22 protein-coding genes are annotated in these 24,794 nt (G+C 72.4%); 16 read left to right on the top strand and 6 right to left on the bottom strand.

Features of this window, described 5'->3' with window-relative positions; all coding sequences use genetic code 11:
* Positions 1-10: 10 nt before the first annotated feature.
* The 5 genes from ACP7TJ_RS01345 (at position 11) to ACP7TJ_RS01325 (ending at position 4,497) form a co-directional block, all read left to right on the top strand.
* Positions 11-1,264, top strand: coding sequence for an FAD-dependent oxidoreductase (locus ACP7TJ_RS01345; protein ID WP_427767253.1), 1,254 nt, complete (start codon positions 11-13; stop codon positions 1,262-1,264).
* A complete protein-coding gene (locus ACP7TJ_RS01340; protein ID WP_427761783.1) occupies positions 1,261-2,454 on the top strand; it encodes a thiolase family protein in 1,194 nt (397 codons plus the stop codon). Before ACP7TJ_RS01345 ends, ACP7TJ_RS01340 begins: the two co-directional genes overlap by 4 nt.
* The gene (locus tag ACP7TJ_RS01335; protein WP_189909199.1) at positions 2,451-3,143 is read left to right on the top strand and encodes a 3-oxoacid CoA-transferase subunit A; all 693 of its coding nucleotides are present in this window, start codon (positions 2,451-2,453) and stop codon (positions 3,141-3,143) included. Before ACP7TJ_RS01340 ends, ACP7TJ_RS01335 begins: the two co-directional genes overlap by 4 nt.
* On the top strand, positions 3,143-3,805 hold the full coding sequence (locus tag ACP7TJ_RS01330; protein WP_189909200.1) for a 3-oxoacid CoA-transferase subunit B: 663 nt from the start codon (positions 3,143-3,145) through the stop codon (positions 3,803-3,805). The genes ACP7TJ_RS01335 and ACP7TJ_RS01330 overlap by 1 nt, the downstream gene beginning before the upstream one ends.
* Before the next feature lie 83 nt (positions 3,806-3,888).
* Positions 3,889-4,497, top strand: a complete 609-nt coding sequence (locus ACP7TJ_RS01325; protein ID WP_266394598.1) for a TetR/AcrR family transcriptional regulator — start codon at positions 3,889-3,891, stop codon at positions 4,495-4,497.
* Positions 4,498-4,516: 19 nt separating this feature from the next.
* On the opposite strand, the gene ACP7TJ_RS01320 is transcribed toward ACP7TJ_RS01325, so the two are convergent.
* Genes ACP7TJ_RS01320 through ACP7TJ_RS01305 form a run of 4 tightly spaced genes read right to left on the bottom strand, consistent with a single transcriptional unit; the run spans position 4,517 to position 7,950 of the window.
* Positions 4,517-5,440, bottom strand: coding sequence for a LysR family transcriptional regulator (locus tag ACP7TJ_RS01320; RefSeq protein WP_167744232.1), 924 nt, complete (start codon positions 5,438-5,440; stop codon positions 4,517-4,519).
* Between the two features lie 10 nt (positions 5,441-5,450).
* Entirely contained in the window at positions 5,451-6,596 is a 1,146-nt protein-coding gene (locus tag ACP7TJ_RS01315; RefSeq protein ID WP_427761779.1) for an NAD(P)/FAD-dependent oxidoreductase, read from the bottom strand.
* Positions 6,593-6,781, bottom strand: a complete 189-nt coding sequence (locus ACP7TJ_RS01310; protein WP_093769756.1) for a ferredoxin — start codon at positions 6,779-6,781, stop codon at positions 6,593-6,595. The genes ACP7TJ_RS01315 and ACP7TJ_RS01310 overlap by 4 nt, the downstream gene beginning before the upstream one ends.
* A complete protein-coding gene (locus tag ACP7TJ_RS01305; protein ID WP_427761777.1) occupies positions 6,778-7,950 on the bottom strand; it encodes a cytochrome P450 in 1,173 nt (390 codons plus the stop codon). Before ACP7TJ_RS01305 ends, ACP7TJ_RS01310 begins: the two co-directional genes overlap by 4 nt.
* 244 nt (positions 7,951-8,194) lie before the next feature.
* Between ACP7TJ_RS01305 and ACP7TJ_RS01300 the strand changes: the two genes are divergently transcribed.
* From ACP7TJ_RS01300 to ACP7TJ_RS01270, 7 genes are all read left to right on the top strand, one after another.
* Positions 8,195-9,169, top strand: coding sequence for a phosphotriesterase (locus ACP7TJ_RS01300; RefSeq protein WP_427761775.1), 975 nt, complete (start codon positions 8,195-8,197; stop codon positions 9,167-9,169).
* Positions 9,170-9,218: 49 nt separating this feature from the next.
* Positions 9,219-10,175 carry a phosphotriesterase gene (locus tag ACP7TJ_RS01295; protein ID WP_427761773.1) on the top strand — a complete coding sequence of 319 codons (957 nt, stop codon included), beginning with the start codon at positions 9,219-9,221 and terminating at the stop codon, positions 10,173-10,175.
* Positions 10,176-10,186: 11 nt separating this feature from the next.
* On the top strand, positions 10,187-11,299 hold the full coding sequence (locus ACP7TJ_RS01290) for an FAD-dependent oxidoreductase (RefSeq protein WP_427761771.1): 1,113 nt from the start codon (positions 10,187-10,189) through the stop codon (positions 11,297-11,299).
* 4 nt (positions 11,300-11,303) lie between these two features.
* Complete coding sequence (locus ACP7TJ_RS01285; RefSeq protein WP_167744226.1) at positions 11,304-12,227, top strand: alpha/beta hydrolase; 924 nt, start codon at positions 11,304-11,306, stop codon at positions 12,225-12,227.
* A 29-nt stretch (positions 12,228-12,256) separates the two neighbouring features.
* A complete protein-coding gene (locus ACP7TJ_RS01280) occupies positions 12,257-13,201 on the top strand; it encodes an MBL fold metallo-hydrolase (RefSeq protein WP_427761768.1) in 945 nt (314 codons plus the stop codon).
* A gap of 14 nt (positions 13,202-13,215) precedes the next feature.
* Positions 13,216-14,955, top strand: a complete 1,740-nt coding sequence (locus tag ACP7TJ_RS01275) for a CocE/NonD family hydrolase (protein WP_427761767.1) — start codon at positions 13,216-13,218, stop codon at positions 14,953-14,955.
* A 114-nt stretch (positions 14,956-15,069) separates the two neighbouring features.
* The gene (locus ACP7TJ_RS01270; protein WP_093769749.1) at positions 15,070-15,861 is read left to right on the top strand and encodes a VOC family protein; all 792 of its coding nucleotides are present in this window, start codon (positions 15,070-15,072) and stop codon (positions 15,859-15,861) included.
* Between the two features lie 14 nt (positions 15,862-15,875).
* Here ACP7TJ_RS01270 and ACP7TJ_RS01265 read toward each other — a convergent pair whose 3' ends face one another.
* Positions 15,876-16,289 (bottom strand): RidA family protein, encoded by a 414-nt coding sequence (locus tag ACP7TJ_RS01265; protein ID WP_367424432.1) that lies wholly within the window; start codon positions 16,287-16,289, stop codon positions 15,876-15,878.
* A 119-nt stretch (positions 16,290-16,408) separates the two neighbouring features.
* Here ACP7TJ_RS01265 and ACP7TJ_RS01260 point away from each other — a divergent pair, with 119 nt between their 5' ends.
* Positions 16,409-17,221 carry a formate/nitrite transporter family protein gene (locus ACP7TJ_RS01260; RefSeq protein ID WP_427761764.1) on the top strand — a complete coding sequence of 271 codons (813 nt, stop codon included), beginning with the start codon at positions 16,409-16,411 and terminating at the stop codon, positions 17,219-17,221.
* Between the two features lie 27 nt (positions 17,222-17,248).
* Here ACP7TJ_RS01260 and ACP7TJ_RS01255 read toward each other — a convergent pair whose 3' ends face one another.
* On the bottom strand, positions 17,249-19,123 hold the full coding sequence (locus ACP7TJ_RS01255) for an ABC transporter ATP-binding protein (protein ID WP_427761762.1): 1,875 nt from the start codon (positions 19,121-19,123) through the stop codon (positions 17,249-17,251).
* Between the two features lie 328 nt (positions 19,124-19,451).
* Between ACP7TJ_RS01255 and ACP7TJ_RS01250 the strand changes: the two genes are divergently transcribed.
* The 3 genes from ACP7TJ_RS01250 to ACP7TJ_RS01240 all read left to right on the top strand — a co-directional run bounded on the left by ACP7TJ_RS01250 (position 19,452) and on the right by ACP7TJ_RS01240 (position 24,766).
* Complete coding sequence (locus ACP7TJ_RS01250; RefSeq protein ID WP_093769745.1) at positions 19,452-20,027, top strand: TetR/AcrR family transcriptional regulator; 576 nt, start codon at positions 19,452-19,454, stop codon at positions 20,025-20,027.
* A gap of 55 nt (positions 20,028-20,082) precedes the next feature.
* Entirely contained in the window at positions 20,083-21,270 is a 1,188-nt protein-coding gene (locus tag ACP7TJ_RS01245) for a GDSL-type esterase/lipase family protein (protein ID WP_367548521.1), read from the top strand.
* Between the two features lie 220 nt (positions 21,271-21,490).
* A complete protein-coding gene (locus tag ACP7TJ_RS01240) occupies positions 21,491-24,766 on the top strand; it encodes a LamG-like jellyroll fold domain-containing protein (RefSeq protein WP_427761759.1) in 3,276 nt (1,091 codons plus the stop codon).
* Positions 24,767-24,794: the final 28 nt, after the last annotated feature.

Genomic DNA, 24,794 nt, shown 5'->3' with positions numbered 1-24,794 from the left:
CCACCCTGATGTGCTCGTCGTCGGCGGCGGCATCGGCGGCCTCGGCGTCGCCTTCTCCCTGACCCGTCAGGGCCAGACCGTCCGCCTGCTGGAGAGCGCCCCCGCCTTCGGCGAGGTCGGCGCCGGCATCCAGCTCGCCCCCAACTGCACCCGCATCCTCGACGACTACGGCCTCCTGGACGAGGCCAAGAGCCTCGGCGTCGTCCCGGACGCCATGGTCATGCGCGACGCCGTCGACGGCTCCGAGCTGACCCGGCTCGACCTGCGCCACCTGGAGGAGCGGTACGGCTGTCCGTACCTGGTCATCCACCGCAGCGACCTGCACGGCCTGCTGCTGCGCGCCTGCGAGCGCGCCGGGGTGGAGCTGGTCAACGACGCCACGGTGACCGCGTACGAGAACACCGACGGCGGGGCCCGCGTGACCCTCGCCTCCGGGGAGACCCACGAGGCCGGCCTGGTGATCGCCGCGGACGGCCTGCACTCGGCCGCCCGCAAGCTCCTCGTCGACGACCGGCCCGTCTCCTCGGCGTACGTCGCCTACCGCGGCACCGTCCCCGCCGAGCAGCCCCGGGTGCGGTCCGTGGACCTCAGCGAGGTCGTCGTGTACATCGGACCACGCTGCCACTTCGTCCACTACGGTCTGCGCGGCGGCGAGATGCTCAACCAGGTCGCCGTGTTCGAGTCGCCCAAGGCACTGGCCGGGCAGGACGACTGGGGCACCCCCGACGAAGTGGACGCCGCCTTCGCCGGCGCCTGCGACTTCGTCCGTGACGGCCTGCCGTTCATGTGGCGCGACAAGTGGTGGCGGATGTTCGACCGCGACCCGGTCATGACGTGGGTGCACGGCCGCATCGCCCTGCTCGGCGACTCCGCGCACCCGCCGCTGCAGTACATCGCCCAGGGAGCGATCATGGCGATCGAGGACGGCTGGGTGCTGGGCGAGCACGTCGCCCGCAACCGCGCCGAGGACGGCACCGTCGACTGGACCGCCGCGCTCGCCGCCTACGAGGCCGTCCGCCCCGAACACTGCCGCCGGGTGCTCACCACCTCCCGGAAGTGGGGCGAGCTGTGGCACCTCGACGGCCTCGCCCGCGAGCAGCGCAACGCCCTGCTCCGCGCCCGCGACACCTACGACTACTCCTTCACCGACTGGCTGTACGGCCCCACCGCGCTCACCCCCGACCAGGAACCGGAGATGTTCACCCCGATCCCCCTGGACTCCGCCGACGTCGGCGAGCCCGTCCCCGCCAGGGGCACGGCATGAGCGACGCCCACCCCTACGCCGCCGTCCGCACCCCCTTCGGCCGCTTCGGCGGAGGTCTCGCGGGCGTACGCCCCGACGACCTCGCCGCCACCGCGCTGAAGGGACTGCTCGACCGTGCGCCCGGCCTCGACCCCGCCGACGTCGGCGACGTGGTGTGGGGCAACGCCAACGGCGCCGGCGAGGACAACCGCAACGTCGGCCGCATGGCCGTGCTGCTCGCCGGACTTCCGGTGAGCGTGCCCGCGACGACGGTGAACCGGCTGTGCGGCTCGAGTCTGGACGCGGCGATCATCGGCTCGCGCACCCTGGAGTCCGGCGACGCGGACGTCGTCGTCGCCGGGGGAGTGGAGTCCATGACCCGCGCGCCCTGGGTGCTGCCCAAGCCGGACCGCGCGTTCCCCGCCCGCGACGTCACCGCCGTCTCCACCACCCTCGGCTGGCGCCTGGTCAACCCGGCGATGCCGGAGGAGTGGACGGTCTCCCTCGGCGAGTGCAACGAACTCCTCCAGGAGAAGTTCGCCATCTCCCGCGAACGGCAGGACGCGTTCGCGGTCCGCTCGCACCGGCTGGCCGCGGCCGCCTGGGACGAGGGCTTCTACGACGACCTGGTGCTGCCCGTCGAGGGCCTGACCCGGGACGAGGGCATCCGCCCCGGCACCAGTGCGGACAAGCTGGCGGCGCTCACGCCGTCGTTCCGTCCGGACGGCACCATCACGGCCGGCAACGCCTCCCCGCTGAGCGACGGCGCGTCCGCCGTACTCCTCGGCACCGAGGCGGCCGCCGGCCGGATCGGCCTCGCGCCGCTCGCCCGCGTCGCCGGACGCGGCGTGCACGCCGTCGAGCCGCGGGAGTTCGGGTACGCCCCGGTGCGGGCGGCCGAGAAGGCGCTGCGCCGGGCCGGCATCGGCTGGGGCGACGTCGGGGCCGTCGAACTCAACGAGGCCTTCGCGGTACAGTCGCTCGCCTGCGTGGACACCTGGGGCGTCGACCCGGAGATCGTCAACACGCGCGGCGGCGCCATCGCGCTCGGCCACCCGCTCGGCGCCTCAGGCGGCCGGCTCCTCGGCACCCTCGCCACGGTGCTCCGCGAGCGGAGGCAGCGCTGGGGCGTGGCCGCCGTCTGCATCGGCGTGGGCCAGGCCCTCGCCGTGGTCCTGGAGAACGTGACCGACGAGGTGAGCCAGGGATGACGACGACCATCGCCGCCACGACCGACGAGGCCGTGGCCGGCGTCGAGGACGGCTCCACGGTGCTGGTCGGGGGGTTCGGACTGGCCGGCATGCCGTTCGACCTCATCGACGCCCTCATCCGGCAGGGCGCCGGCGACCTGACCGTGGTCTCCAACAACGCCGGCAACGGCGACGTGGGCCTGGCCGCGCTGCTCAAGGCGGGCCGGGTGCGCAAGGTGATCTGCTCCTTCCCCCGGCAGAGCGACTCCTACGTCTTCGACGAGCTGTACCGGGCCGGACGCGTCGAGCTGGAGGTCGTCCCGCAGGGCACCCTGGCCGAGCGGATACGGGCGGGCGGCGCCGGCATCGGCGCCTTCTACAGCCCCGTCGGCGTGGGCACCCCGCTCGCCGAGGGCAAGGAGACCCGCGAGATCGACGGGCGCTCCTACGTCCTGGAGTACCCGGTCAAGGGCGACGTGGCGCTGATCTCCGCGCACCGCGCCGACACCCTGGGCAACCTCGTCTACCGCAAGACCGCCCGGAACTTCGGCCCCGTGATGGCCACCGCGGCCGCCACGGTCGTCGCGCAGGTCACCGAGATCGTGGCGCCGGGGCAGATCGACCCGGAGGCCGTGGTCACCCCGGGCATCTACGTCGACCGCCTGGTGCGGGCCGAGGCCCGCCGACTCACCGTGGAAGGGGCCCGCTGATGACGTCCTCCGTGCTGGAGCGTGCCGACCGCGCCCCGCTCACCACCGACGAACTCGCCGCCCGCATCGCCCGCGACATCCCGGCCGGCTCCTACGTCAACCTCGGCATCGGCCAGCCGACCCGCATCGCCGAGCACCTGTCGCCGGACGCCGGGATCGTGCTGCACACCGAGAACGGCATGCTGGGCATGGGCCCGGCGGCGACCGGCGACGACATCGACGCCGACCTCACCAACGCCGGCAAGGTCCCGGTCACCGAACTGCCCGGGGCGGCCTACTTCCACCACGCCGACTCCTTCGCCATGATGCGCGGCGGCCACCTCGACGTGTGCGTCCTCGGCGCCTTCCAGGTGTCCGTCCACGGCGACCTGGCCAACTGGCACACCGGCGACCCCGACGCCATCCCCGCCGTGGGCGGCGCCATGGACCTCGCGGTCGGCGCGAAGCAGGTGCTGGTGATGATGAAGCTGTTCACCCGGGACGGCGCTCCCAAGCTCGTCCCCGCCTGCACCTACCCGCTCACCGGGCAGGCCTGCGTCCGGCGTGTCTACACCGACCACGGCGTCTTCGAGCCCGGCCCCGACGGCGTGAAGGCGCTGGAGACGTACGGTGTCTCCCTCGCCGAGCTGCGCGACCGTCTCGGCGTCGACCTGCGGGGATGACCCTCCCCGCCCCGGCTGTACGCCCAGGCCGGAACACGTGCAGCGCGTATGTCCGCCGTGCGGGACCGCGTTAGGATCCCCGCATGGCGAACCTTCGTGAGGCACAGAAGCAGATGACCCGTCGTCTGCTGCTCGAGTCCGGACTCGAGCTGTTCAAGACGAAGGGCTACGCCGCCACCACGGTCGACGACATCGCGACCGCCGCGGGCACCACCCGCGTCACGTTCTACGCGTACTTCCCCTCCCGCAGCGACCTGATGCGGGCGCTCATCGACGAGCAGCTCAACGAGACGCTGCAGCGCGTCCGCTCCCCGGAGCACGGCTCCACGGCCCGCGACCTCGTCGAGACCGTCGCCGAGGGCACGCAGGAGGCGATCACGGCGTGGCTGCGCCGGACCGTCGAGCTGTGGCCGGCCGTCCGCCCGATCATCCGCATCGGCCGGGACGCAGCCGTGGTCGACCCGGACCTGCCCGACCTGGTCGAGCGCTGGCTGGAAGAGGCCATCGCCGACATCGAGGACGGACTCACCGCGGCCGGCCGTCTCGAGCCGCACCAGCGGCATTTCCGGGGCGTCCTCGCGATGGCCGAGCTGGACTACGTCGCCCAGCACTGGCAGGGCTCCGACTGGAAGATCAGCCGCGAGCAGATGATCGAGGAGCTGGCCGCCAGCTGGGTGCGCCTGCTCAACTGACCGGCCGCCGCTGGGTCCTTCACAGGCCGGCCGCGACGTCGAGCAGAAGCTCCCGCAGCCATTCCAGGAACGGCTGGTCGGCCAGGCGCGGGTTCCACACCATGTCGATCCCCAGCCCCGGCAGCGGGAAGGGGAACTCCTCGATGCGCAGGTCGGACAGCTCCCGCATGGCCGTGGCGACCTGGTGCCGCAGCAGGGCGACGCCGCCGGCCCGGGCGACGAGGAACGGCACCAGCAGGTAGTCGGAGCTGAGCAGGCCCACCCGGTAGGGGATGCCCCGCTCCTCCAGCTCCGCGTAGGGGAAGACCCGCCGCCGGGTGTCCACCACGATGTGCGGCTGGGTGCTGATCAGGGTGAGCGCGTCGGCTTCCGGCGGGCTGTCGGGGGAGGCGACCACCACGAGGCGGTCGTCGTAGAGCCGCTCGCGCGGATGCGGCGCGTGGTGCCCCTCGGACAGCAGCACCACGTCCACGCCCTGTTCGACGAAGGTCGCCTCGGTCGGCACGGTGAAGGTCCGCACGCGCAGGGTGGCGTGCGGGGCGCGTTCGGCCAGCAGCCGGGCGAGCCGGGGGCCGACGACGAACGCCGTGCTGGTGGTCATGGCGACGGTGATGACCCGGCGGTCGGTGGCCGGGTCGAAGTGCGGCAGGTTCACCACGCGCGCGGTCTGCTGGAGGGCGGCGCGCAGCGGTTCGAGGAGTTCCACGGCGCGCGGGGTGAGGGTGACGCCGCTGCCCTGCCGCACGACGAGTTCGTCGCCCAGCATCCGGCGCATCCGGGTCAGGGCGTGGCTCATGGCCGGCTGGGAGAGGCCGACGCGTTCGGCCGCGCGGGTCACCGAGCGTTCCTCGAGCAGGGCGAGGAGGGGCACCAGCAGGTTGAGGTTGACCGATGCCAGCCGGTCCAGACCCGAACCGGTGATGCCCCGTTCCTCCGTGCTCATGCGGTGAACCCTACGCGGCAGCCTTCGTCATCCGGCGCAGTCGGGGGATCGGGATGCGGTGGTCGAGCGCCACGGCCGCGGCGCTGCCGTCCTCCCGCGACCAGCGCATCAGCGCGGGTCCGCCGCCCGGCCGCCCGTCGACGTACTCGGGTTCGCCCTCCACCGGCAGATCGCCGACCGCCTTGAGGGTGAGCCCGAACTGCTCCGTCCAGAAGTACGGCTGGAGGTCCAGCGGCGGAACCTCCGTGCCCCGGAGGAGCGCGCGGGCCGCGGTCTTCGCCTGCTCGATCGCGCTGCTCCACAGCGGTACCCGCCGCACGCCCCGCGCCGTGGGGAACGCCGTGAGGTCGCCGACGGCCGCCACGTCGGGGCGCACCAGGCCACGCCCGTCGACCGGCAGGGGCCCGCCGGCCGGAAGCCCCGACCCGGCCAGCCACTCCGTGTTGGGCACGTCCCCGGCGGCGGTGAGGACCACCTCCGCCTCCAGGACGCCGCCCTCCGCGAGGACCACCCGGGGCGTGCCCCCCTCGCCGCCCTCCAGCCGGGCCGCGACCGTGTCCACCACGGTCAGCCCGCGCTCCCGCGCGGCTCGCGCGAACACGTCGGCGAGATACGGGCCGAGCTGGAGGATCAGCGGCGGTCCCTGGGTGACGAGGGTGACCGCGCAGCCGGCCGCCAGACAGCCGGACGCGATCTCCATGCCGAGCGGGCCGCCGCCCACCACGACCACGGACGGCTTGTCCGCCAGCCGGGCCCGCAGCGCCAGCGCGTCGTCCAGCCCGCGCAGCGTCAGCTCTCCGGGCAGCGACGACAGCCGCCGCGCCCGCGAGCCGGTGGCCAGCACCACCCGGTCGTACGGCAGGGCCGTGCCGTCGTCGAGCGTGACCAGCCGGCGCTCGCAGTCGAGGCCGGTGGCCCGCACCCCGAGCAGTTCCGTCGCGCCGTGCCCCGGCGGCGGCAGTGCGTGCGACGACAGGCCGTCGTCGCCGAGCAGCAGTGCCTTGGACAGTGCGGGCCTGCTGTACGCGGGGTGCGGTTCGTCGCCGACGACGGTCAGCTCACCGTCGAAGCCGGCCTCGCGGAGGGTGTCCGCCGCGGTGAGCCCGGCGATGCCGTTGCCGACGACGACCACGCGCGACGGGGCCGCGGTGCTCACGCGATCCTCAGCGCGGCGACCGGGCACACCCGGGCGGCGGCGTTCGCGGCGGCGGCGTCCGCCTCGTCGATCTCCTCGCGGTGCAGGACGAGTTCGCCCTCGTCGTCGAGGTGCATCAGCTGCGGTGCGGCCTCCTCGCAGAGTCCGTGGCCCTCGCAGCGGGGGCGGTCGAGAACGATCCTCATGCGGGGATCACCTCCAGGACGGGGAGCTTGTCGATGCTCCGGGTGGTGTTGCTCGGGACACGGACCTCGGGTCCGGCGATCAGGCGGTCGACCCGCCGGGCGAGCGCGTCGATCACGGCGTGCGCCTCCAGACGGGCCAGTCCCTGTCCCGCGCAGCCGTGCGGGCCGTAGCCGAACGACAGATGGTCGACCGGGTTGCGCTCGACGAGGAACGCGTCCGGGTCGGCGTAGTGACGGGGGTCGCGGTTGCCGGCGCCGAAGAGGACCGCGACCTGCGCGCCCGCCGGGATGTCGGCGCCCGCGACGGTGACGTCCTTGGTGGCGCGCCGGCCCCAGGCGTGGACGGGCGCCCAGTAGCGCAGCACCTCGTTGAAGGCGGCCGGCACCAGCGTCGGGTCCTGGCGGACCAGGGCGAGCTGGTCGGGGTGGCGGGCGAACAGGGCGACGATGTTGCCGATCGCCGCGATGGTCGTGTCGACCCCGGCCCCCAGGTACTGGTGGATGATGTGCCCGGCGGTGTCCGGCGGGATGTCGCCGCGCGCCTCCGCGTCGAAGATGCCCCAGCCCACGGAGCCCTCCGCGAGGTCCTCCGCCTTCACCTGGGAGCACCAGGCGTACAGCTCGCCGGCGACCGGGAAGTTCTCCGCGGTGCGCTGGTTGAGCGGGCCGAGGACCTCCATGGCGGCCTGGCCCCAGCGCAGCATGTTGGCGCGCACCTCGCCGGTGAAGCCGATCAGGTCGGCGACCACCTCCAGCGGGAAGGCGCGGGCGAGCGCGTCGATCGCCTCGAACGAGCCCTTCGCGACGAGATCGGCGACGAGGGCGTCGGCCTTCTCGGCGATCTGCCCCTTGAGGCCGCGCAGTGCCCTGGGGGAGAGGTTCTCGGTCAGCGTGGCGCGCAGCTGGGTGTGCACGGGCGGGTCGGACGCGAGTGAGGTGCCGGTCAGCGCCTCGTTCGCCATCGGATTGAATGCGATCGAGGCCGAGGAGAACGACTCCCAGTCGGCCAGTGCGTCGCGGACGACGTCGTACCGCGTGAGCGCGTACACGTCGTTGCGCGGGAGGTGGACGACGGGGCCCTGTTCCCGCAGGCCGGCGAAGACGGGATACGGGTCGAGAACGACGTCGTCGGCGAAGAGATCGACGTCCGAGGTGGGTGGGGTGCTCATGCCCTCAGTGAAATGTCCGGCCCCGCATCGAACAAGTGAATGCTTCGCATGCCGTTCCATGCACGCCGTGCATGATGCCGCTCCGTGCCGCCCCGGTGAAGGGGTGCGGCGACTCCCGCGCAACCCGTAGCACATTGTTTTTTCGTGGTGTTCGCTTCATTGACGTCATGTAAAGCGAATGGCTACCGTGACGACAGCCACAGGGTGCGAGGACGCACCCCACACCGACCTGTGAGGCATGCGCATGAGCGTCGAGAGCACCACCGTGAACACCGTCCTGGGCCCGGTGCCTGCCGATGAGCTGGGCGTCGTCTCGGTCCACGAGGCGCTGCTCTCGGTGGTGCCGGGCGCCGAGCACGCCTACGACATCACCCTCGACCGCGCCGAGATCTTCGAGATCCTCGCCGCGAAGCTGACGGACTTCCGCGCCCACGGCGGCGGCACGATCGTCGACAGCACCGGCATGTTCCACGGCCGCGACGTCCGGCTGTACGAGACCCTCGCCCGCACCACGGGCGTGCACATCGTCGCCTCCACCGGCCAGGGACCCGAGGAGATGCTCGGCGGCTACTTCCTCACCCCGCAGACCAACCCGCCCACGCCGTGGCCGGCCGACAAGTTCGCCGACCTCTTCGCCCGGGAGGTCACCGAGGGCATGGTCGTCCCGCGCGTCGAACGGCGCGGCGCCGCGGGGCTGGTGGCCACCGCCGCCACCCGCACGGGCATGACCGCCACCGACGAGAGCCTCTTCCGCGGCGCCGCCCGCGCCGCGCTGACCACCGGAGTCCCCGTCTCCCTCCGCCACGGCAAGGACGCCCTGCACGACCTCGACGTGGTCCTGGACGAGAAGCTCCCCGCCGACCGGATCGTCGTCGGCGGCCTCGACCGCAAGGACGCCGTCGCCGCCGGCGCCCCCCTGGAGGTGGCCCGCCGCGGCGCGTACGTCGTGCTCGACCACGTCGGCACCGAGGACGACGAGCACCTCACCGACGCCGAACGCGTCGCCCTCGTCGCGGAGCTGGCGGAGGCCGGCCTCACCGGACGCGTCCTGCTCTCGGCCGGCGCCACCGGCGTCGCCAAGGGACACCCGGGCAACGACACCCCGTACAGCCGCCTCCTGACCGACTTCGTCCCGCTCCTGGAGGACAAGGGCCTCGGCGAGGACGACGTACGGCGGATTCTCGTGGACAACCCGCGGGACCTGCTGTCGGTGCGCTGAGCACGCCGGCGGATACGACCATCGAATCTCTTTCTCAAAGGTGAGTGTTGTGTCGAGAGTGAACACGGTCCTGGGTCCCGTCCCGGCCGAGGAACTGGGCCTCGTCGCGGTCCACGAGCACATCGGGTACGGCATGCCCGGCTCCGAACTGGACACCACGTGGTGGAAGACCCCCGAGCAGCGCTACGAGGAGACGGTCCCCAAGCTGCGCCGCTTCCACGAACTGGGCGGCGGCACCTTCGTCGACGCCACCGGCATCTGCAACGGCCGCGACGTCGACCACTACAAGTCCCTGTCCGCGAAGACCGGCGTGCACATCGTCGCCTGCACCGGCTTCGTCGGCGGCGACACCGCCCTGCCGCACTTCGCGAACGCCGACGTCGACTACCTGACGCGGCAGTTCGTCCACGAGATCACCGTCGGCATCGGCACCACGGGCAGCCTCGCCGGCGTCATCAAGGTCGGCGTCAGCCGCGGCGGCCGGATGACCGGGCTGGACAAGCGCATCTACCGCGCCGCCGCCCGCGCCGCCCTCACCACGGGCGCCCCCGTCCTCACCCACCTCGCGATCGACGCCGAGAACGCCATCACGATCTTCGAGGAGGAGAGACTGCCCCTGCACCGCGTGCTGTTCGGGCACGTCGACGACGGGGTCAACGCCGAGAAGACGCGCGACGTCTGGATCGCCGAGAAGGGCGGGCGCATCGGGTTCGACACCTTCGGCTACGAGACCGAACTGCCCGACCCGCCGTTCTGGGCCCGCCCCCGCAAGGAACGCCTCGACCACTTCCTGCGCTTCATCGACGGCGGCCGCCGCCTGGGCCAGGTCCTCGCCTCCGCCGACGCCAACTGCTCCCCGCTCGGCTGGCCCGGCGTCAAGGGCCACACCGTCAACTACATCTTCGAGGACCTCATCCCGGACCTCCGCGCCGCCGGTCTCGACGAGACCGCCATCAAGACGATCTTCGTCGACAACCCTGCCACCTTCCTGACCCTTCAGAAGTAGAGAGACCAACGATGCAGCTCTCGGACCTCCAGAACCTCAAGATCGCCGTCATAGGCGCCGGTTACGGCGGCGCCGCCGCGGCCAAGGCCCTCAGCCTCCTCGGCGCCCGCGTCGACGTCTACGAGCAGGCGAGCCGGATCCGCGAGGTCGGCGCCGGCATCGGCCTGCGCCCCGCCACCATGAACCGCTTCCGCGAGTGGGGCGTCTTCGACGCGATCGCCGAAGTGACTTCCCCCAGCGACTACTTCGAGATCCTCACCGCCACCGGCGACCCCATCATGAAGGAGGCGTGGCCCGCCGCCGGCGAGCAGACCCACACCCACCTGATCCACCGCGGCGACTTCATCGACGCCCTCATGGGCGTCCTCCCCGAGGGCATGGTGCACCTGGGGCACAAGCTGGAGACGATCGAGGACCGAGGCGACTCCGTCGCGCTCACCTTCGCCAACGGCGCCGCGGCCGAGGCGGACCTGGTCGTGGGCGCCGACGGCATCAGGTCCGTCGTCCGCCACCAGCTGTTCAGCCAGAAGGCCCCGGTCTTCGCCGGCGAGCACGCCTACCGCACGGTGATCTCCGTCGACGACGCCCACGGCATGGTCGTCGACGACAACCTGCGCATGTACATCGGCCGCGGCACCAAGATCTACCTGCTGCCGCTGCGCCACCGCGGCCAGGTCTCCTTCGGCATCACCGCCCTCCACCCGGACGGCACCTGGGCGCCCGAGGTCACCAAGGAGGACCTGCTCCGCACGGTCGAGGGCTTCGACGAGCGGCTGGTGAACATCACCCGCGACCTCGACATGGACACCGTCAACATCCGCGCCGTGTACGACATCGACCCCGTCGGCACCTGGCACTCCGACTCCGTCGTCCTGGTCGGCGACGCGGCCCACTCGATGCTCCACCACCAGGGGCAGGGCGCCAACTCGGCCATCGAGGACGGCGGCGCGCTCGCCGACGCCCTGCGCGAGGCGGGCTCCGTCAAGGAGGCCCTCGCGCTGTACCAGGCCACCCGCAAGCCGGTGACCGACGAGCTCCAGCGCATCTCCCGCCAGGGCTGGACGGAGGACGAGATCGACGAGGTGTTCCCGGGCCAGAGGCCCGCCACCGCCGGACAGGAGTGACCCCGTGACACTGCATCCCGAGATCGCCGAGTTCCTGGCGGCCCTGCCCGCCCCGCCCGAGGGGCCCCTCGACCCGGTCGCGATGCGCGCCGCCGACGAGGCGCACCTCCCGCCCGTCGAGGAGCGCCTCCCGCTGCACGCGGTCCAGGACGTGACGGCGAAGACGGACGCGGGCGAGGTCCCCGTCCGCGTCTACACCCCCGCCGAGGCCGACACCTACGGCCTGCTGGTCTACTTCCACGGCGGCGCGTTCTTCCTCGGCAGCCTGGAGACGCACGACCACGTCGCGCGCTCCCTGGCCCAGGAGACCGGGCTCAGGGTCGTCTCCGTCGGCTACCGCCTGGCGCCCGAGGCGGCCTTCCCGGCCGGCCTCGACGACTGCTACGCGGCCGTGCGCTGGGCCGCCGGCGAGGACTCCGGCCTGGACTGGGACGGCGCCACCCTCGCCGTCGCCGGCGACAGCTCCGGCGGCACCTTCGCCGCCGCCGTCGCCGCCAGGGCCCACGACGACGGCTTCGACCGCATCACCCACCAGATCCTCTACTACCCGTCCCTGGACCTGGACTTCGACGCCGACCGCTACCCGTCCCTGCGGGAGAACGCGACCGGCTACGGCCTGGAGACGGCCGGCCTGAAGCCCTTCAACGCCTTCTACCTGGACAGCGGCGCCGACCCCGCCGACCCGCTGGTCTCACCCATCAAGCGGACCGACCTGAGCGGCCTCCCGCCCGCGCTCGTCGTCACCGCCGAGCACGACCCGCTGCGCGACGAGGGCGAGCTGTACGGCGAGCGGCTGCGCGCGGCCGGCGTCGCGGCCACCGTCAGCCGCTACCCGGGCGCGGGCCACGGCTTCGTCCAGCACTTCTCCTGGATCCCCGAGTACCACCGGGTCTTCGGGGAGACGCGCGACTTCCTGAACCGTCGCTGACCGCCGGCCGGAAAGAGGAACGGAACACCATGACGCACGACGCGGTCGCCGTCCACCCGCTGGTCTCGCCCTGGGGACGGTTCGGCCTGTACAGCTTCTTCGTCGACGCGCCCGAACCGGCGATCGTCGACACGGGCATCGCCTCCTCACCCGCGGAGGGCATGGCGCCCGCCCTCGAGGCGATCGGGCGCCGCATCGAGGACGTCCGCTGGATCCTGCTGACGCACGGGCACATCGACCACGTCGGCGGGGCCCACGCCCTGTGGGAACTCACCGGCCGGCGCGCGCAGGTGGTGATCCACGAGGCGGACGCGCCCCTGCTGCGCTCGCGCCGGGCCCATGTCGAGGAGTACCTCGCCGGACGCGGGCGGTACCTGAACGACCCGGAGGGCGAGGCCAAGGTGACGGCGGCCGCGGACGCCGTCACCTCCGGCGAGATGGAGCCGACCCTGCTCGTGAAGGGCGGGGAGACGCTCTCCCTCGGCGGCGGCGTCACCGTGTCGGTGCACGCGGTCCCGGGCCACACCCCGGGATCGGTCGCCTACGTCGTCGACGGGCAGCGGGCGGTGTTCACCGGCGACGCCGTCCAGGTCCACGGCGCCGCCAACGGCTTTCCCGGCTACACCGACCCGGTCGCCTACCGCGAGAGCCTCGTCCGGCTGCGGGACGTGGTCCGCCCCCGCAATCTCTACCTGGGGCACCCCTACCGCCGCGCCGACGGCACCCCGTACGGCGTGGAACTCGACGAGGCGGAGGCACGGGAGGCCGTCACCCAGAGCCTGGAGATCGAGGACCGGGTCGCCGGCGCCGCCTGCCGCTGCCTGGAGGCCGGGCCGGAGGAGACGGACTCGCCGTACTCGCCGTTCGCGTCCGTCGCCGGGGAACTCGGCTACACCGGCGACCCCACGCTCGAGCCGTCGCCGTTCTTCACCTCCCTGGCCGGCTACCGCAGGCATCACGAACAGCACGTGTGACAGGAGCACCCCCCATGACCGACCTTCGTACGATCCGCGCGGGCGAGCGGTCCATCACCGTCCGCAAGGATCTCCGGGTGCCGATGCGCGACGGCGTCACCCTCGCGGCGGACGCCTACAGCGGCCCCGACCACGACACCCCGCGCCCCGCGCTGGTGGCCCTCAGTCCGTACGGCAAGGAGCTCCAGGCGCTCGCCCTGACCACCCCGCCGCAGCGCCGGCCCAGCCCCATGTGGGACGGCTGCATCGAGGCCGGCGACATCGCCCGGGTGGTCCAGGAGGGCTACGTCCACGTCATCGGCGACCTGCGGGGCTCGGGCCACTCCGAGGGCGAGCACATCGGCAACTACAACGCCGGCGGCGTCTCCCTCGGCCAGGACGCGTACGACTTCATCGAGTGGGTCGCCGCGCAGCCGTGGTGCGACGGCAACGTCGGCATGATCGGCATCTCCTACTTCGGCTCCATGCAGGTCCTGGCCGCGGCCGAGCGCCCGCCGTCCCTCAAGGCGATCTTCGTCAGCGGCGGCCACTACGACTTCTACGAGACGACGTACCACGGCGGCGTCATGTGGTTCATGCCGCGCGCCGCCCGCGAGGGCCGCGGCGGCGACTCCGGCTGGGCGTTCACCGACGGCGTCAAGTCCCGCATGCTGGAGACGTATCCGCCCGAGGAGATCAAGAAGCGGGTCGAGGAGCGGCTGAAGGACCCGGACGTCGCCGCCTGGCCCAACCTCGTCCATGTCCTCACCTACCCCAAGAACCACGAGGCCTGGTTCGACATCGTCATGAACGAGGTCGACGGCGAGTGGTACGAGGAGCGCAACCCGGTCACCCTCGCCCCGAACATCGACATCCCGGTCTGGCTCCAGATCGACCAGGGCCGCGGCTGGACCATCGACGGCACCATCGAGCTGTTCAACCGCCTCAAGGGCCCGAAGAAGCTGGACATCGGCCCCTACCCGCCCATGCAGTCGCGCCCCTTCGTCGAGGAGCACGACAAGATGTTCCGCTGGTACGAGTACTGGATCAAGGGCGTCGACAACGGGGTCATGGACGAGCCCGCGGTCACCGTCCACGTCGAGGGCACCCGGCAGTACGTCACCGGCGCCCAGTGGCCGCCGAAGCCGGTCGAGCACCGACCGCTCCACCTCCGCCCGCGCCACAAGCTGTCCTTCGAGCCCGAGCCGATGACCGCCGAGCACGCCGCCCCCGACGGCTTCTACCAGGCGCCGCTGACGGTCACCGACACGGTGGAGATCCTCAGCTGGAGCACCGAGCCGTTCACCGAGCCCACCGAGATGATCGGCCAGGGCGCGGCGCACCTCTTCGCGGAGATCGACCAGCCCGACACCAACTTCATCCTCCGCCTGTGGGACGAGGCCCCCGGCGGCACACGGCAGCTGATCACCACGGCCTACCTCAAGGCCTCGCACCGCGAGCTGGACGAGGAGCGCACCACCGAGGGCGACCCCTACCACCCGCACACCCGTGCGGTGCCGGTCGAGCCGGGGAAGGTCGAGGAGTACGTGCTGCGGGTGTACCCGTTCGCGGCGACGTTCCTGCCGGGCCACAAGCTGGTCGCGGAGCTGTCCAACAACGAGCCGCTCGCCGACGCGCACAACGCGCTGCTCCCGCCGGACGCCTTCCACCTGCCGGTCGGCCGCCCCGTCACCCACAAGATCTACCGCGACGCCGCCCACCCCTCGCGGCTGGTCCTGCCGTTCACCACACGCACGGCGGAGCGGGAGGCGTAGGCACACGTGCGAGGCGCTTCGCCGTCCGGGACCCCCGGACGGCGAAGCCGGAGGGCGCGCCGGGCGGCCCGGTGGCACGCTGAGACCGAACGGAGTCTCCGAAAGGACCTCACGGTGATCACCACTGACTTCGCACCCGGCTCGCCCTGCATGCTCGACCTCGGCGCCCCCGACGTCCCGGCCGCCGCCTCCTTCTACGGCTCCGTCCTCGGCTGGGACCTCGAGCCGATGGGCGAGGGCGTCGAGGGCGGCATGTTCCGCAAGGACGGCAAGATGGTCGCCGGCCTCGGCAAGCTCACCGAGGAGGGCGCCCGGCCCGCCTGGATGATCTACTACACGGTCTCCGACGCGGACGCCACGACCCGGGCCGTCGAGGCGGGCGGCGGTACCGTGCGCGTGGCGCCGATGGACATCGAGCAGTGGGGGCGGATGGCCCAGTACAGCGACCCGCTGGGCGGCCAGTTCGCGGTGTGGCAGCCCGGCGAGAGCAAGGGCGTCGACCTGGTCGACGCGCCCGGCTCCCTGTGCTGGACCGAGCTGTACACCAGCGACGCGGCCGCGGCGCGGCGGTTCTACGGCGACGTCTTCGGCTGGCGGTTCACCGACATGCCGATGCCGGGTGGCGAGGGCACGTACACGATGATCACCCCGGCCGGCCTGCCCGACGAGCGGATGCACGGCGGCCTGCTGGAGGTCGGCGAGGACGCCCTGTCCCTGGCCGGCGGGCGGCCCTACTGGCACCCGGTCTTCGCGGTCGCCGACTGCGACGCGGCCGTCGCCCAGGTCCGCGGGAACGGCGGCACCGTGCAGATGGGCCCCGTGGACGCCGAGGGCGTCGGCCGGATGGCCCTGTGTCTCGACCCCTTCAAGGCGGACTTCGTGCTGCTGACCCCGACGGAGGGCTGACGGGGCCGGGCGGGTCAGCCGGCGGTGGCCGGCCGCCGGGCGTCCACCTCGATCTCGATCTTCATCCGTGGATCGGCGAGACCGCAGACCATCATCGTCGCGGCCGGCCGCACCTCGCCAAAACACCGGCGCAGCACCGGCCAGCACGGCTCGAAGTCCGCCCGGTCCGGCAGCAGATAGCGCACCCGGACCACATCGGCGAACGTGCACCCGGCCTCCGCCAGCGCGGCGCCGATGGTGCGCAGGCACTGCTCGGCCTGCTCCACGACGTCGTCGGAGATCGTCATGGTGGTGTAGTCGAAGCCCGTGGTGCCGGACACGTGCACCCGGTCGCCGTCGACCACGGCACGGGCGTAGCCGATCCGCTCCTCGAACTCCGAACCGCTGAGTATCGCCCGTCGCCGAGGGTCATCCGAAGGGTGGATCATGACGGCATCGTATGTCCCCCGCAACGCACTGAGCCATGCCGGGGGACCACGAGACCGGCCGGGGTCATGGTGCCGGTTTGTGGCCGCCCACCCTGGGAAGCCGGCCGGGGGAGGCCGTCATGGAGCCTGACGACCAGGTCATGGCAGGCCCGGGGGAGCGGCGCGTCGCCGAGGCGGCGGAACGGATCGTCGCCGAGGGCCGGCCGCGTCTGCACCGCACCTGGGCGTCGCTGGTGGCCACCGCGCTGCTGGGCGGCATCGAGGTGAGCGTGGGCGTCATGACGCTGCTGTTCGTCAAGCACGAGACCGGCAGCGACCTCCTGGCCGGGCTGGCCTTCTCCGTGGGGCTGATCGCCCTGCTGCTCGGTCACAGCGAACTGTTCACCGAGGGCTTCCTCGTCCCCGTCAGCACCGTGATCGCCGGCGCGGCCACCTGGCTCGACCTGGCGCGCCTGTGGGTGACGGTCCTGGTGATGAACCTGGCGGGCGGCTGGGCGTTCATGTGGATCGTGATGCGGGCCTTCCCGGAGCTGCGTTCCACTGCGGCCGAGGCGGGCGCGCGGTTCGTCGACGGCGGGTACAGCCTGGGCACCTTCTGCCTCGCCGTGCTGGGCGGCGGCGTCATCACCCTCATGACGCGGATGCACCACGGCACCGAGTCCATGACCGGGAAGATCACCGCGTCGGTGTCCGCCGCGTTCGTCCTGGCCGGACTCGGCCTGTGGCACTCGGTCCTGGACTCCCTCATCGCGTTCGGCGGCCTGCACGCCGGCCGCACGTCCTACGGATACGCCGACTGGCTGGCCTGGCTGGGCTGGGCCGTCCTCGGCAACGTCGTCGGGGGCCTCCTGCTGACCACGGCCCTGCGCCTGGTGCGCAGCGCACCGGTACTGCGCGAGGACGCGCCGGCGACGGACGCGGGCGACACCTGATCGCGATGGGGCCCCTACCGGGCTCGCTCACCGGTCCTGAGACAGCCTCAGCAGGTCGGCGAAGGTGCCTCCGGCGTGCACGAGGTCGTCGTACGTGCCGTGCTCGGTGATGCGGCCCTGCTCCAGGACGACGATGTGGTCGGCGATCTTCGTGTTCTCCAGCCGGTGGGTGACCACGATCGTGATGCGGTCGCCCGCGATCGCCTTGATCCGCTCGAAGATGCCGTGCTCCCCGCGCGGGTCCATCTGCGACGTCGGCTCGTCGAGGATCAGCAGCGGCGGCCGCCGGTACAGCGCCCTTGAGCAGGCCAGCCGCTGCCACTGGCCGCCGGACAGCTCGGCGCCGCCGAAGATCTCCCGGGCGAGCAGTGTGTCGAGGCCGGCGGACAGGCCCTCCACGGCGTCCCGCATCCCGACGGCGTCGACCGCCTCCCACACCTCGTCGTCGTCCGCGCCGCGCGGCTGCCCGAGCGTCACGTTCTCCCGCACCCGCAGCGGCCACTGGGCGAAGATCTGCGGCACCAGGCCGGTGCACCGCCACACCGACGCCGGGTCGGCGCCGGCGAGGTCGACGCCGTCCCAGGTGACCCGGCCCTTGTCCGCGAGGTGGATGCCGGTGACCAGGCGGGTCAGGGTGCTCTTCCCGGACCCGTTCACGCCGACCACGGCGAGGATCTCACCGCGCCGCAGCGTCAGCGACACGCCGTCCACGGCCGGCCGCTCCTTGCCCGGGTAGCGGTAGGTGACCTCTTCCAGGCGGATCTCCCGCACCGGGGACGCGACCTCCTTCCGCCCCCGCCGGGGAGCGCGCGCCGCGGCGTCGTCGAGGAACGCCTGCATGTCGCTGAGGTACAGGCTGGTGTGGAAGACCGCCGCGCCGTTCATCACGACCTGGGACAGCGCGGCCAGGGTCGTCTGCACGGCGATCACGGCCGTGGCGGCGACGCTCGGGGCGATGCGCCCGGTGGCCGTGAGCCACGCGAGCGCGGCCCAGGTCAGCACCAGGAACGCGCCTCCGGCGAGGGACGACAGCAGGGCGATCCGCAGGGTCCGCGGGGCCGCCGACAGCGACCGCTCGTCCACCCGCTCGGACAGGGCGCGGTACCAGTACAGGATGTAGTCCGTCATGCCGTTGGCGCGGACCTCGTCGGCGTACTTCGGCGTGGTCGCCCACCAGCGCGTCATGCCGCGCACGGCGCGGTCGGCGATGTTCGCGTAGTGGATCTCGTAGTCGACGCGCGCGGTGAGGACGGCGCCTGCGCCGGCCGGGGCGACGGCCAGCAGGAGCAGAGGCAGCATCAGCGGGTTGAGCACCGACAGGACGCCGCAGGCGGTGACCATCCTGATGAGCGCCGCCATGAAGCGCTGGGCGTCCATCACCATCACGTGCGTGCGCATGACGCCCATCTCCGCGGCCTCCTGGCGGTCGGCGAAACCGTCCACGGCGTACGCCTCGGCCTCCACCCGGCACACGGCCTCGACCAGCGCGCAGTCGGTCTCCGTGGTCAGCCGCGGCGTGATGCGCCGCTCGGCGTAGGAGGCCAGCGCGGCCGACGCGCGGGCGACGGCGCTCGCCGCCGCGACGACGACCAGCGCGGGCAGCGCGTCGCGCAGCCGGTCGCCGGCCGCGCCGGAACCCAGCAGCGGGCCCATGGCCCGGGCCGTCGCGGTGAGCAGGGCGGCCGCCGACACCCCGGTCAGCAGCTGGCAGACGAGGAGCAGGAGCACGGCCCGGCGGTCGATCCGCCACGCCATGACGCAGATCCGCCGCAGCACCGAGGGGAGCTGGGCGCACAGGGCGCGGAAGCCGGCCTGGCCGAGCGGGTTCACGGACTGGTGGCCGGAGAACGTGATCTCGGCGGGAGGCGGGGATGGGACGGCACGGGTGGTCGGTCGGGTCACGGCACTTCTCCCTGCTGGTCAGAGGGGTGGAGGGCGACGGCACGAGACTCAACGAGACGGGCGCCGGTATCGAACACACGTGTTCGGACGACGTCCTTTCCGTGCGGCACACGGCGGCCGGGGTACGCGTCCTTGGGCGCAGGGCCCGGGAGCGCGGAGCGTGTTGGCCGAAACGCCGATCGCCGAGGCGCCCCGACCGGGCGCCGGGCGACTGCGCGATCAGCCCTCGACGGCCCGCATCCGCCGTGTGAGCAGCTTCACCCCTCCGTCTTTTGCCTAAAGCCTTTAGGCTCGGGCACACTCGCTGTAGCTGAACGGAAGGACGGCCATGGCTCCGCGCGTAGGACTCACCACCGAACGCCTGACCAGAGCGGGCGCGGAACTCGCCGACGAGGTGGGCTTCGAGCAGGTGACCGTCTCGGAGCTCGCCCGGCGTTTCGACGTCAAGGTGGCGAGCCTCTACTCGCACGTGAAGAACTCGCACGACCTCAAGACCCGCATCGCCCTCCTCGCCCTGGAGGAACTCGCCGACCGCGCCGCCGACGCGCTGGCCGGACGGGCCGGAAAGGACGCCCTGGTCGCCCTGGCGAACGTCTACCGCGACTACGCGCGCGAGCACCCGGGCCGGTACGCGGCCGCGCAGTTCCGGCTCGACCCGGAGACCGCCGCGGCCAGTGCCGGCGTACGGCACGCGAGGATGACCCGCGCGCTGCTGCGCGGTTACGACCTCGACGAACCGGACCAGACCCACGCCGTCCGCCTGCTCGGCAGCGTCTTCCACGGCTACGTCAGCATCGAGATGGGCGGCGGCTTCAGCCACAGCGCCCCCGACACGGAGGAGACCTGGTCCCGCGTCCTCGACGCGCTGGACGCCCTCCTGCGCACCTGGCCGCCCGCGCCCTGACCCGCGGGCGCCCCCTCACGCCCCCCCCCACGACCCCCGAAAGACGGACCGAGACATGCCCTCCGCGCCCCACGTCACCCACACCACCCCCGTCACCCCCGACCTCGTACGCGGCGCCCTCGAACTGGAGGAGACCCCCGACGGACTGCTGCCGCACCGCCTGCCGGCGTGGGCGCGCGCCCAGTGCGCCGACGGGCAGCTCGCCATGGCCGAGTCCCAGCCCTCCGGCGTCCGCCTGGTCTTCCGCACCCGCGCCACCGTGGTCGAACTGGAGACCGTCCCCACCAAGCGCGTCTACGTCGGCGCCCCGCCCCGCCCCGAGGGCCTGTACGACCTGCTCGTCGACGGCCGGCCGGCCGGGCAGGCGTCCGCGACCGGCGGCAACACGGTCACCGTCGACATGTCCACCGGCACGGCCGAGATGAGCTCCGGACCGGCGGGCGCCGTCCGCTTCGACGGCCTGCCCGGAACCGGCAAGACCGTGGAGATCTGGCTGCCGTACAACGAGCTCACCGCGCTCGTCGCGCTGCGCACCGATGCCCCGGTGGAGCCCGCGCCCGCCTCCGGACGCCGCACCTGGCTGCACCACGGCAGCTCCATCAGCCACGGCTCCGACGCCGCGGGCCCGACCACCATCTGGCCGGCGCTCGCCGCGGCCGCGGGCGGGGTGGAACTGGTGAACCTCGGCTTCGGCGGCAGCGCCCTGCTGGACCCGTTCGTCGCCCGCACCCTGCGCGACACGCCGGCCGACCTGATCAGCCTCAAGATCGGCATCAACCTGGTCAACACCGACCTGATGCGGCTGCGCGCGTTCGGCCCCGCCGTGCACGGCTTCCTCGACACCATCCGCGACGGCCACCCCGACACCCCGCTGCTGGTCGTCTCGCCGATCCTGTGCCCCATGCACGAGGACACGCCCGGCCCCACGGCGTTCGACCTCCGCCGGCTCGCCGAGGGGAAGCTGGCGTTCACCGCCTCCGGCGACCCGGAGGAGCGGGCCGAGGGCAAGCTGACGCTGAACGTCGTACGCGAGGAACTGGAACGGGTCGTGGCGGCGCGCGCCAAGGAGGACCCGAACCTCCACCACCTCGACGGGCGCGTCCTGTACGGCGAGGCGGACCACGCCGAACTCCCGCTGCCCGACGGCCTCCACCCGGACGCGGCCGCTCACCGGCTCATCGGGCAGCGGTTCGCCGCCCACGCCTTCGCGGCCGACGGCCCGTTCGCCGACGCGGGCGACTGACCCGGACTGTGGCCGCCCTTGCCGGGGGGCGGCCACCATCGGTACTCCGAACCTCCGTTGACGCACAGTCACCTCCGCGCAAAGCCTGGACAGCCGTCGCGCAGCGTGTTGTCATTCCGCTGCACACCGGATTTCCAACGTTGGAAGAACTGTCGGCGGAGTGGACGGCCGCGCCCTCGTTCCGCCGTGGCCCCATGCACCCAGCGCGAGGAAAGGTTCGATGACCAGACAACTCACCCGCCCGAGATCCAGATGGTGGGCCGTGCTGACCGTGACGGCGCTGGCCCTGTCCACGGGCGCCCTGGCGCCCGCCGCGACGGCCGCCGCACCGGCGGCGGCCGGCGGCGCCTCCGCCGCCCGGGCCGCGGACGCCGACGTCACGGTGCACGGGCTGAAGGGCGAGTACTTCCGCATGTCCGCGCCGGGCGCCCGGGACTTCGCCGAACTCGGCGGCGCCCAGCTCGAGCCGCAGATCAACTTCGCGGGTCTCACCAGCACGTTCGAGGAGCTGACCGGCCGGACGGAGCACACCACCGCCCGCTGGACCGGCCAGATCGAGGCCCCGGCGACCGACGACTACACCTTCCACGCCATCGGCGACAACGGCTTCCGCCTCTACATCGACGGCGAACCGGTCATCGACCACTGGGAGCCCGACTGGGACCGGGAGCAGACCAGCGCCCCGGTGAAGCTGACCGCGGGCAGGACGTACGACTTCCGCCTGGAGATGTTCCAGGACTTCGGCGGGTCGAACATGTACCTGCGCTGGTCCACGCCGACGCTCGCCAAGCAGCTCGTGCCGATGACGGCGTTCACCCCGCCCGCCGACTTCGAGGTCTACCCGGTCGAGCTGACCGTGGGCCGCGACGGCCGCACCCTGCGCGCCCGCTTCGACGGCCCGGTGAGCGACCTCGCGCAGGTGGCCGAGCACCTCGAGGTCGAGGCCGACACCACCGCCATGCCGATCACCTCGGTGAAGGCGGTCCCCGGCGACCGGAACTCCCTCCAGGTCACCCTCTCCGAGGCGATCCAGAAGGCCCAGACGGTCCGCGTCGTCTACGACGGCGAGGGCGGCCTCACGGCCGGCGGCGAGGCCGTGCCCCGCATCGCCCGCTACGCCGAGAACGTGTCCACCCACCGCCTCACCACCCCGTGGGGCGACAAGGTGAACACGAACAACCCGCTGCCCGAGTACCCGCGCCCGCAGCAGGTCCGCACGCACTGGAAGAACCTCAACGGGCCCTGGCAGTTCAGCGGTGCGAAGGCGGGGGAGCAGCCCGTCTTCGGCAAGAACCTGAACGAGAAGATCATCGTGCCGTTCCCGGCGGAGTCGCTGCTCTCCGGGATCGAGCGGCACGAGGACCACATGTTCTACCGCAAGCTGGTGGAGGTGCCGAAGAGCTGGAAGACCGGCAAGAGCGGCAAGAACCGGCTCAAGCTGAACTTCGGCGCCGTCGACTACGAGGCCCGCGTCTGGGTCAACGGCAGGAAGGTCGCCGAACACACCGGCGGCTACAACGCGTTCAGCGCCGACATCACCGACGCGCTGAAGAGCAAGGGCCCCCAGGAGATCGTCGTCGCGGTCACCGACACCGGCGGCCCCGACCAGCCGGTGGGCAAGCAGTCCACCAGCCCCGGCGGCATCTGGTACACCCAGTCCTCCGGCATCTGGCAGACCGTCTGGATGGAGCCCGTCGCCGAGACGTCCATCGACAACGTCGTCACGACGCCGGACATCGACACCAGGACCCTGGCGGTGACCGTCGAGTCCGCCGGCGCGTCCGCCACGGCGCGCGTCGAGGCCGTGGCCCGCGACCACCGCGGCAGGGTCGTCGGCAAGGTGACCGGTCCGGCCAACGAGCAGCTGAGGCTGCCGGTCGCCCGCCAGCACCTGTGGAGCCCGGACGACCCGTACCTCTACGACCTCGACGTCACGCTGAAGGACGGCCGGTCCACCGACACGGTCGACAGCTACTTCGGCATGCGGAAGATCGGCATCGAGGACGTGGGCGGCTACAAGAAGCTCGTCCTCAACGGCAAGCCCGTGTTCTCCCTCGCCACCCTGGACCAGGGCTTCTGGCCCGACGGGCTCTACACCGCGCCCAGCGACGACGCCCTGGCATTCGACCTGAAGGCGCACAAGCGGCTCGGCTTCAACGCGGTCCGCAAGCACATCAAGGTGGAGTCGCCGCGCTGGTTCTACCACGCGGACCGGCTGGGCCTGCTGGTCTGGCAGGACTTCGTCTCCGGCAACCTGACCAGCGCGAAGGGCCGGCAGGCCTTCGTCGAGCAGGGCCGGGAGATGATGCGCCAGCACCACAGCTCGCCCTCCGTCATCGGCTGGATCGTCTTCAACGAGGGCTGGGGCGAGTGGGACCGGGAGGAGACCGGCAGGCTCACCGACGCCGTCAAGGCCGCCGACCCGTCCCGCGTCGTCAACGCCCACAGCGGGGTCAACTGCTGCAACAGCAAGGGCGACTCCGGCACGGGCGACATCATCGACCACCACGACTACAACAACGAGGACCCGCCCTTCCCCGACCACCGCGCGGCGATGGACGGCGAGCACGGCGGGTTCACCCTCCGCGCCCCGGGGCACATGTGGCCCGGCCCGCCCACCGTCATCTACAGCGGCGTGGACAGCAAGGAGGCGCTGACCCGCAAGTACGTCGAGAACACCGAGAGGTTCTACCTCGACCAGGCGGCCGCGGAGCTGTCCGGCTCCGTGTACACGCAGATCACCGACCTGGAGAACGAGCTCAACGGCCTCTACACGTACGACCGCAGGGAGATCAAGGTCGACCCGAAGCAGGTGCGGGAGATCAACCTCAAGGTGATCGCCGCCGGCGCCTCCGCCGGTCAGCGGGAGCAGCTCAAGGGCGGCGGCCACTGGTCCCTCGACGAGGGCACCGGCACCACGGCCGAGGACGAGGGTCCGAACGGCAAGGCGCTGACGCTCACCGGGGGCGCCACCTGGACCACCGGAGTCAGCGGCAGCGCGCTGAAGTTCGACGGGCAGACCCAGTTCGCCCAGACGGACGGTCCGGTCCTCGACACCACCGGCAGCTACACCGTCTCCGCCTGGGTCACCCTCGACGCGCTGCCCGGCAACTACGCCACCGCCGTCAGCCAGGACGGCCGGCGCCAGGCCAGCCCGTTCTACCTCCAGTACGGGCAGGGCGCGTTCGCCTTCAGCACCCCCGACGGCAGGCGGGCCCGCCTGGAGACCCGGCCCGAACTCGGGCGCTGGTACCACCTGGTGGGCGTGCGTGACGGCGCCACCAACCAGATCACCCTGTACGTCGACGGCACGAAGGCGGCGACCGTCACCGGCGGCCCCAACTACGTCGGCTCCGGCCCCCTCGCGGTGGGCCGCGCCAAGTGGAACGGTGACGACACCGACTTCTGGAACGGCTCCGTCGACGAGGTGCACGCCTACGACAAGGCGCTCACCGCCGAGGAGGTGACCGCCCTCCACGAGGCGGAGAAGCCGTAACACCTTCCGCGACGAGGGGGCGGACGCC

Source organism: Streptomyces sp. DSM 41931, from assembly GCF_050271085.1.
GTDB classification, from domain to species: domain Bacteria; phylum Actinomycetota; class Actinomycetes; order Streptomycetales; family Streptomycetaceae; genus Streptomyces; species Streptomyces albogriseolus.
Note: the sequence above shows the minus strand (reverse complement) of the source record. Positions and strands in the feature narration are given on the sequence as shown.

Coding starts and splice junctions, on each gene's coding strand:
- ACP7TJ_RS01300 (WP_427761775.1), top strand. CDS start 8,195: ATGAGCGTCGAGAGCACCACCGTGAACACCGTCCTGGGCCCGGTGCCT.
- ACP7TJ_RS01245 (WP_367548521.1), top strand. CDS start 20,083: ATGCCCTCCGCGCCCCACGTCACCCACACCACCCCCGTCACCCCCGAC.
- ACP7TJ_RS01240 (WP_427761759.1), top strand. CDS start 21,491: ATGACCAGACAACTCACCCGCCCGAGATCCAGATGGTGGGCCGTGCTG.
- ACP7TJ_RS01330 (WP_189909200.1), top strand. CDS start 3,143: ATGACGTCCTCCGTGCTGGAGCGTGCCGACCGCGCCCCGCTCACCACC.
- ACP7TJ_RS01340 (WP_427761783.1), top strand. CDS start 1,261: ATGAGCGACGCCCACCCCTACGCCGCCGTCCGCACCCCCTTCGGCCGC.
- ACP7TJ_RS01305 (WP_427761777.1), bottom strand. CDS start 7,950: ATGAGCACCCCACCCACCTCGGACGTCGATCTCTTCGCCGACGACGTC.
- ACP7TJ_RS01310 (WP_093769756.1), bottom strand. CDS start 6,781: ATGAGGATCGTTCTCGACCGCCCCCGCTGCGAGGGCCACGGACTCTGC.
- ACP7TJ_RS01320 (WP_167744232.1), bottom strand. CDS start 5,440: ATGAGCACGGAGGAACGGGGCATCACCGGTTCGGGTCTGGACCGGCTG.
- ACP7TJ_RS01335 (WP_189909199.1), top strand. CDS start 2,451: ATGACGACGACCATCGCCGCCACGACCGACGAGGCCGTGGCCGGCGTC.
- ACP7TJ_RS01290 (WP_427761771.1), top strand. CDS start 10,187: ATGCAGCTCTCGGACCTCCAGAACCTCAAGATCGCCGTCATAGGCGCC.
- ACP7TJ_RS01260 (WP_427761764.1), top strand. CDS start 16,409: ATGGAGCCTGACGACCAGGTCATGGCAGGCCCGGGGGAGCGGCGCGTC.
- ACP7TJ_RS01280 (WP_427761768.1), top strand. CDS start 12,257: ATGACGCACGACGCGGTCGCCGTCCACCCGCTGGTCTCGCCCTGGGGA.
- ACP7TJ_RS01275 (WP_427761767.1), top strand. CDS start 13,216: ATGACCGACCTTCGTACGATCCGCGCGGGCGAGCGGTCCATCACCGTC.
- ACP7TJ_RS01325 (WP_266394598.1), top strand. CDS start 3,889: ATGGCGAACCTTCGTGAGGCACAGAAGCAGATGACCCGTCGTCTGCTG.
- ACP7TJ_RS01265 (WP_367424432.1), bottom strand. CDS start 16,289: ATGATCCACCCTTCGGATGACCCTCGGCGACGGGCGATACTCAGCGGT.
- ACP7TJ_RS01250 (WP_093769745.1), top strand. CDS start 19,452: ATGGCTCCGCGCGTAGGACTCACCACCGAACGCCTGACCAGAGCGGGC.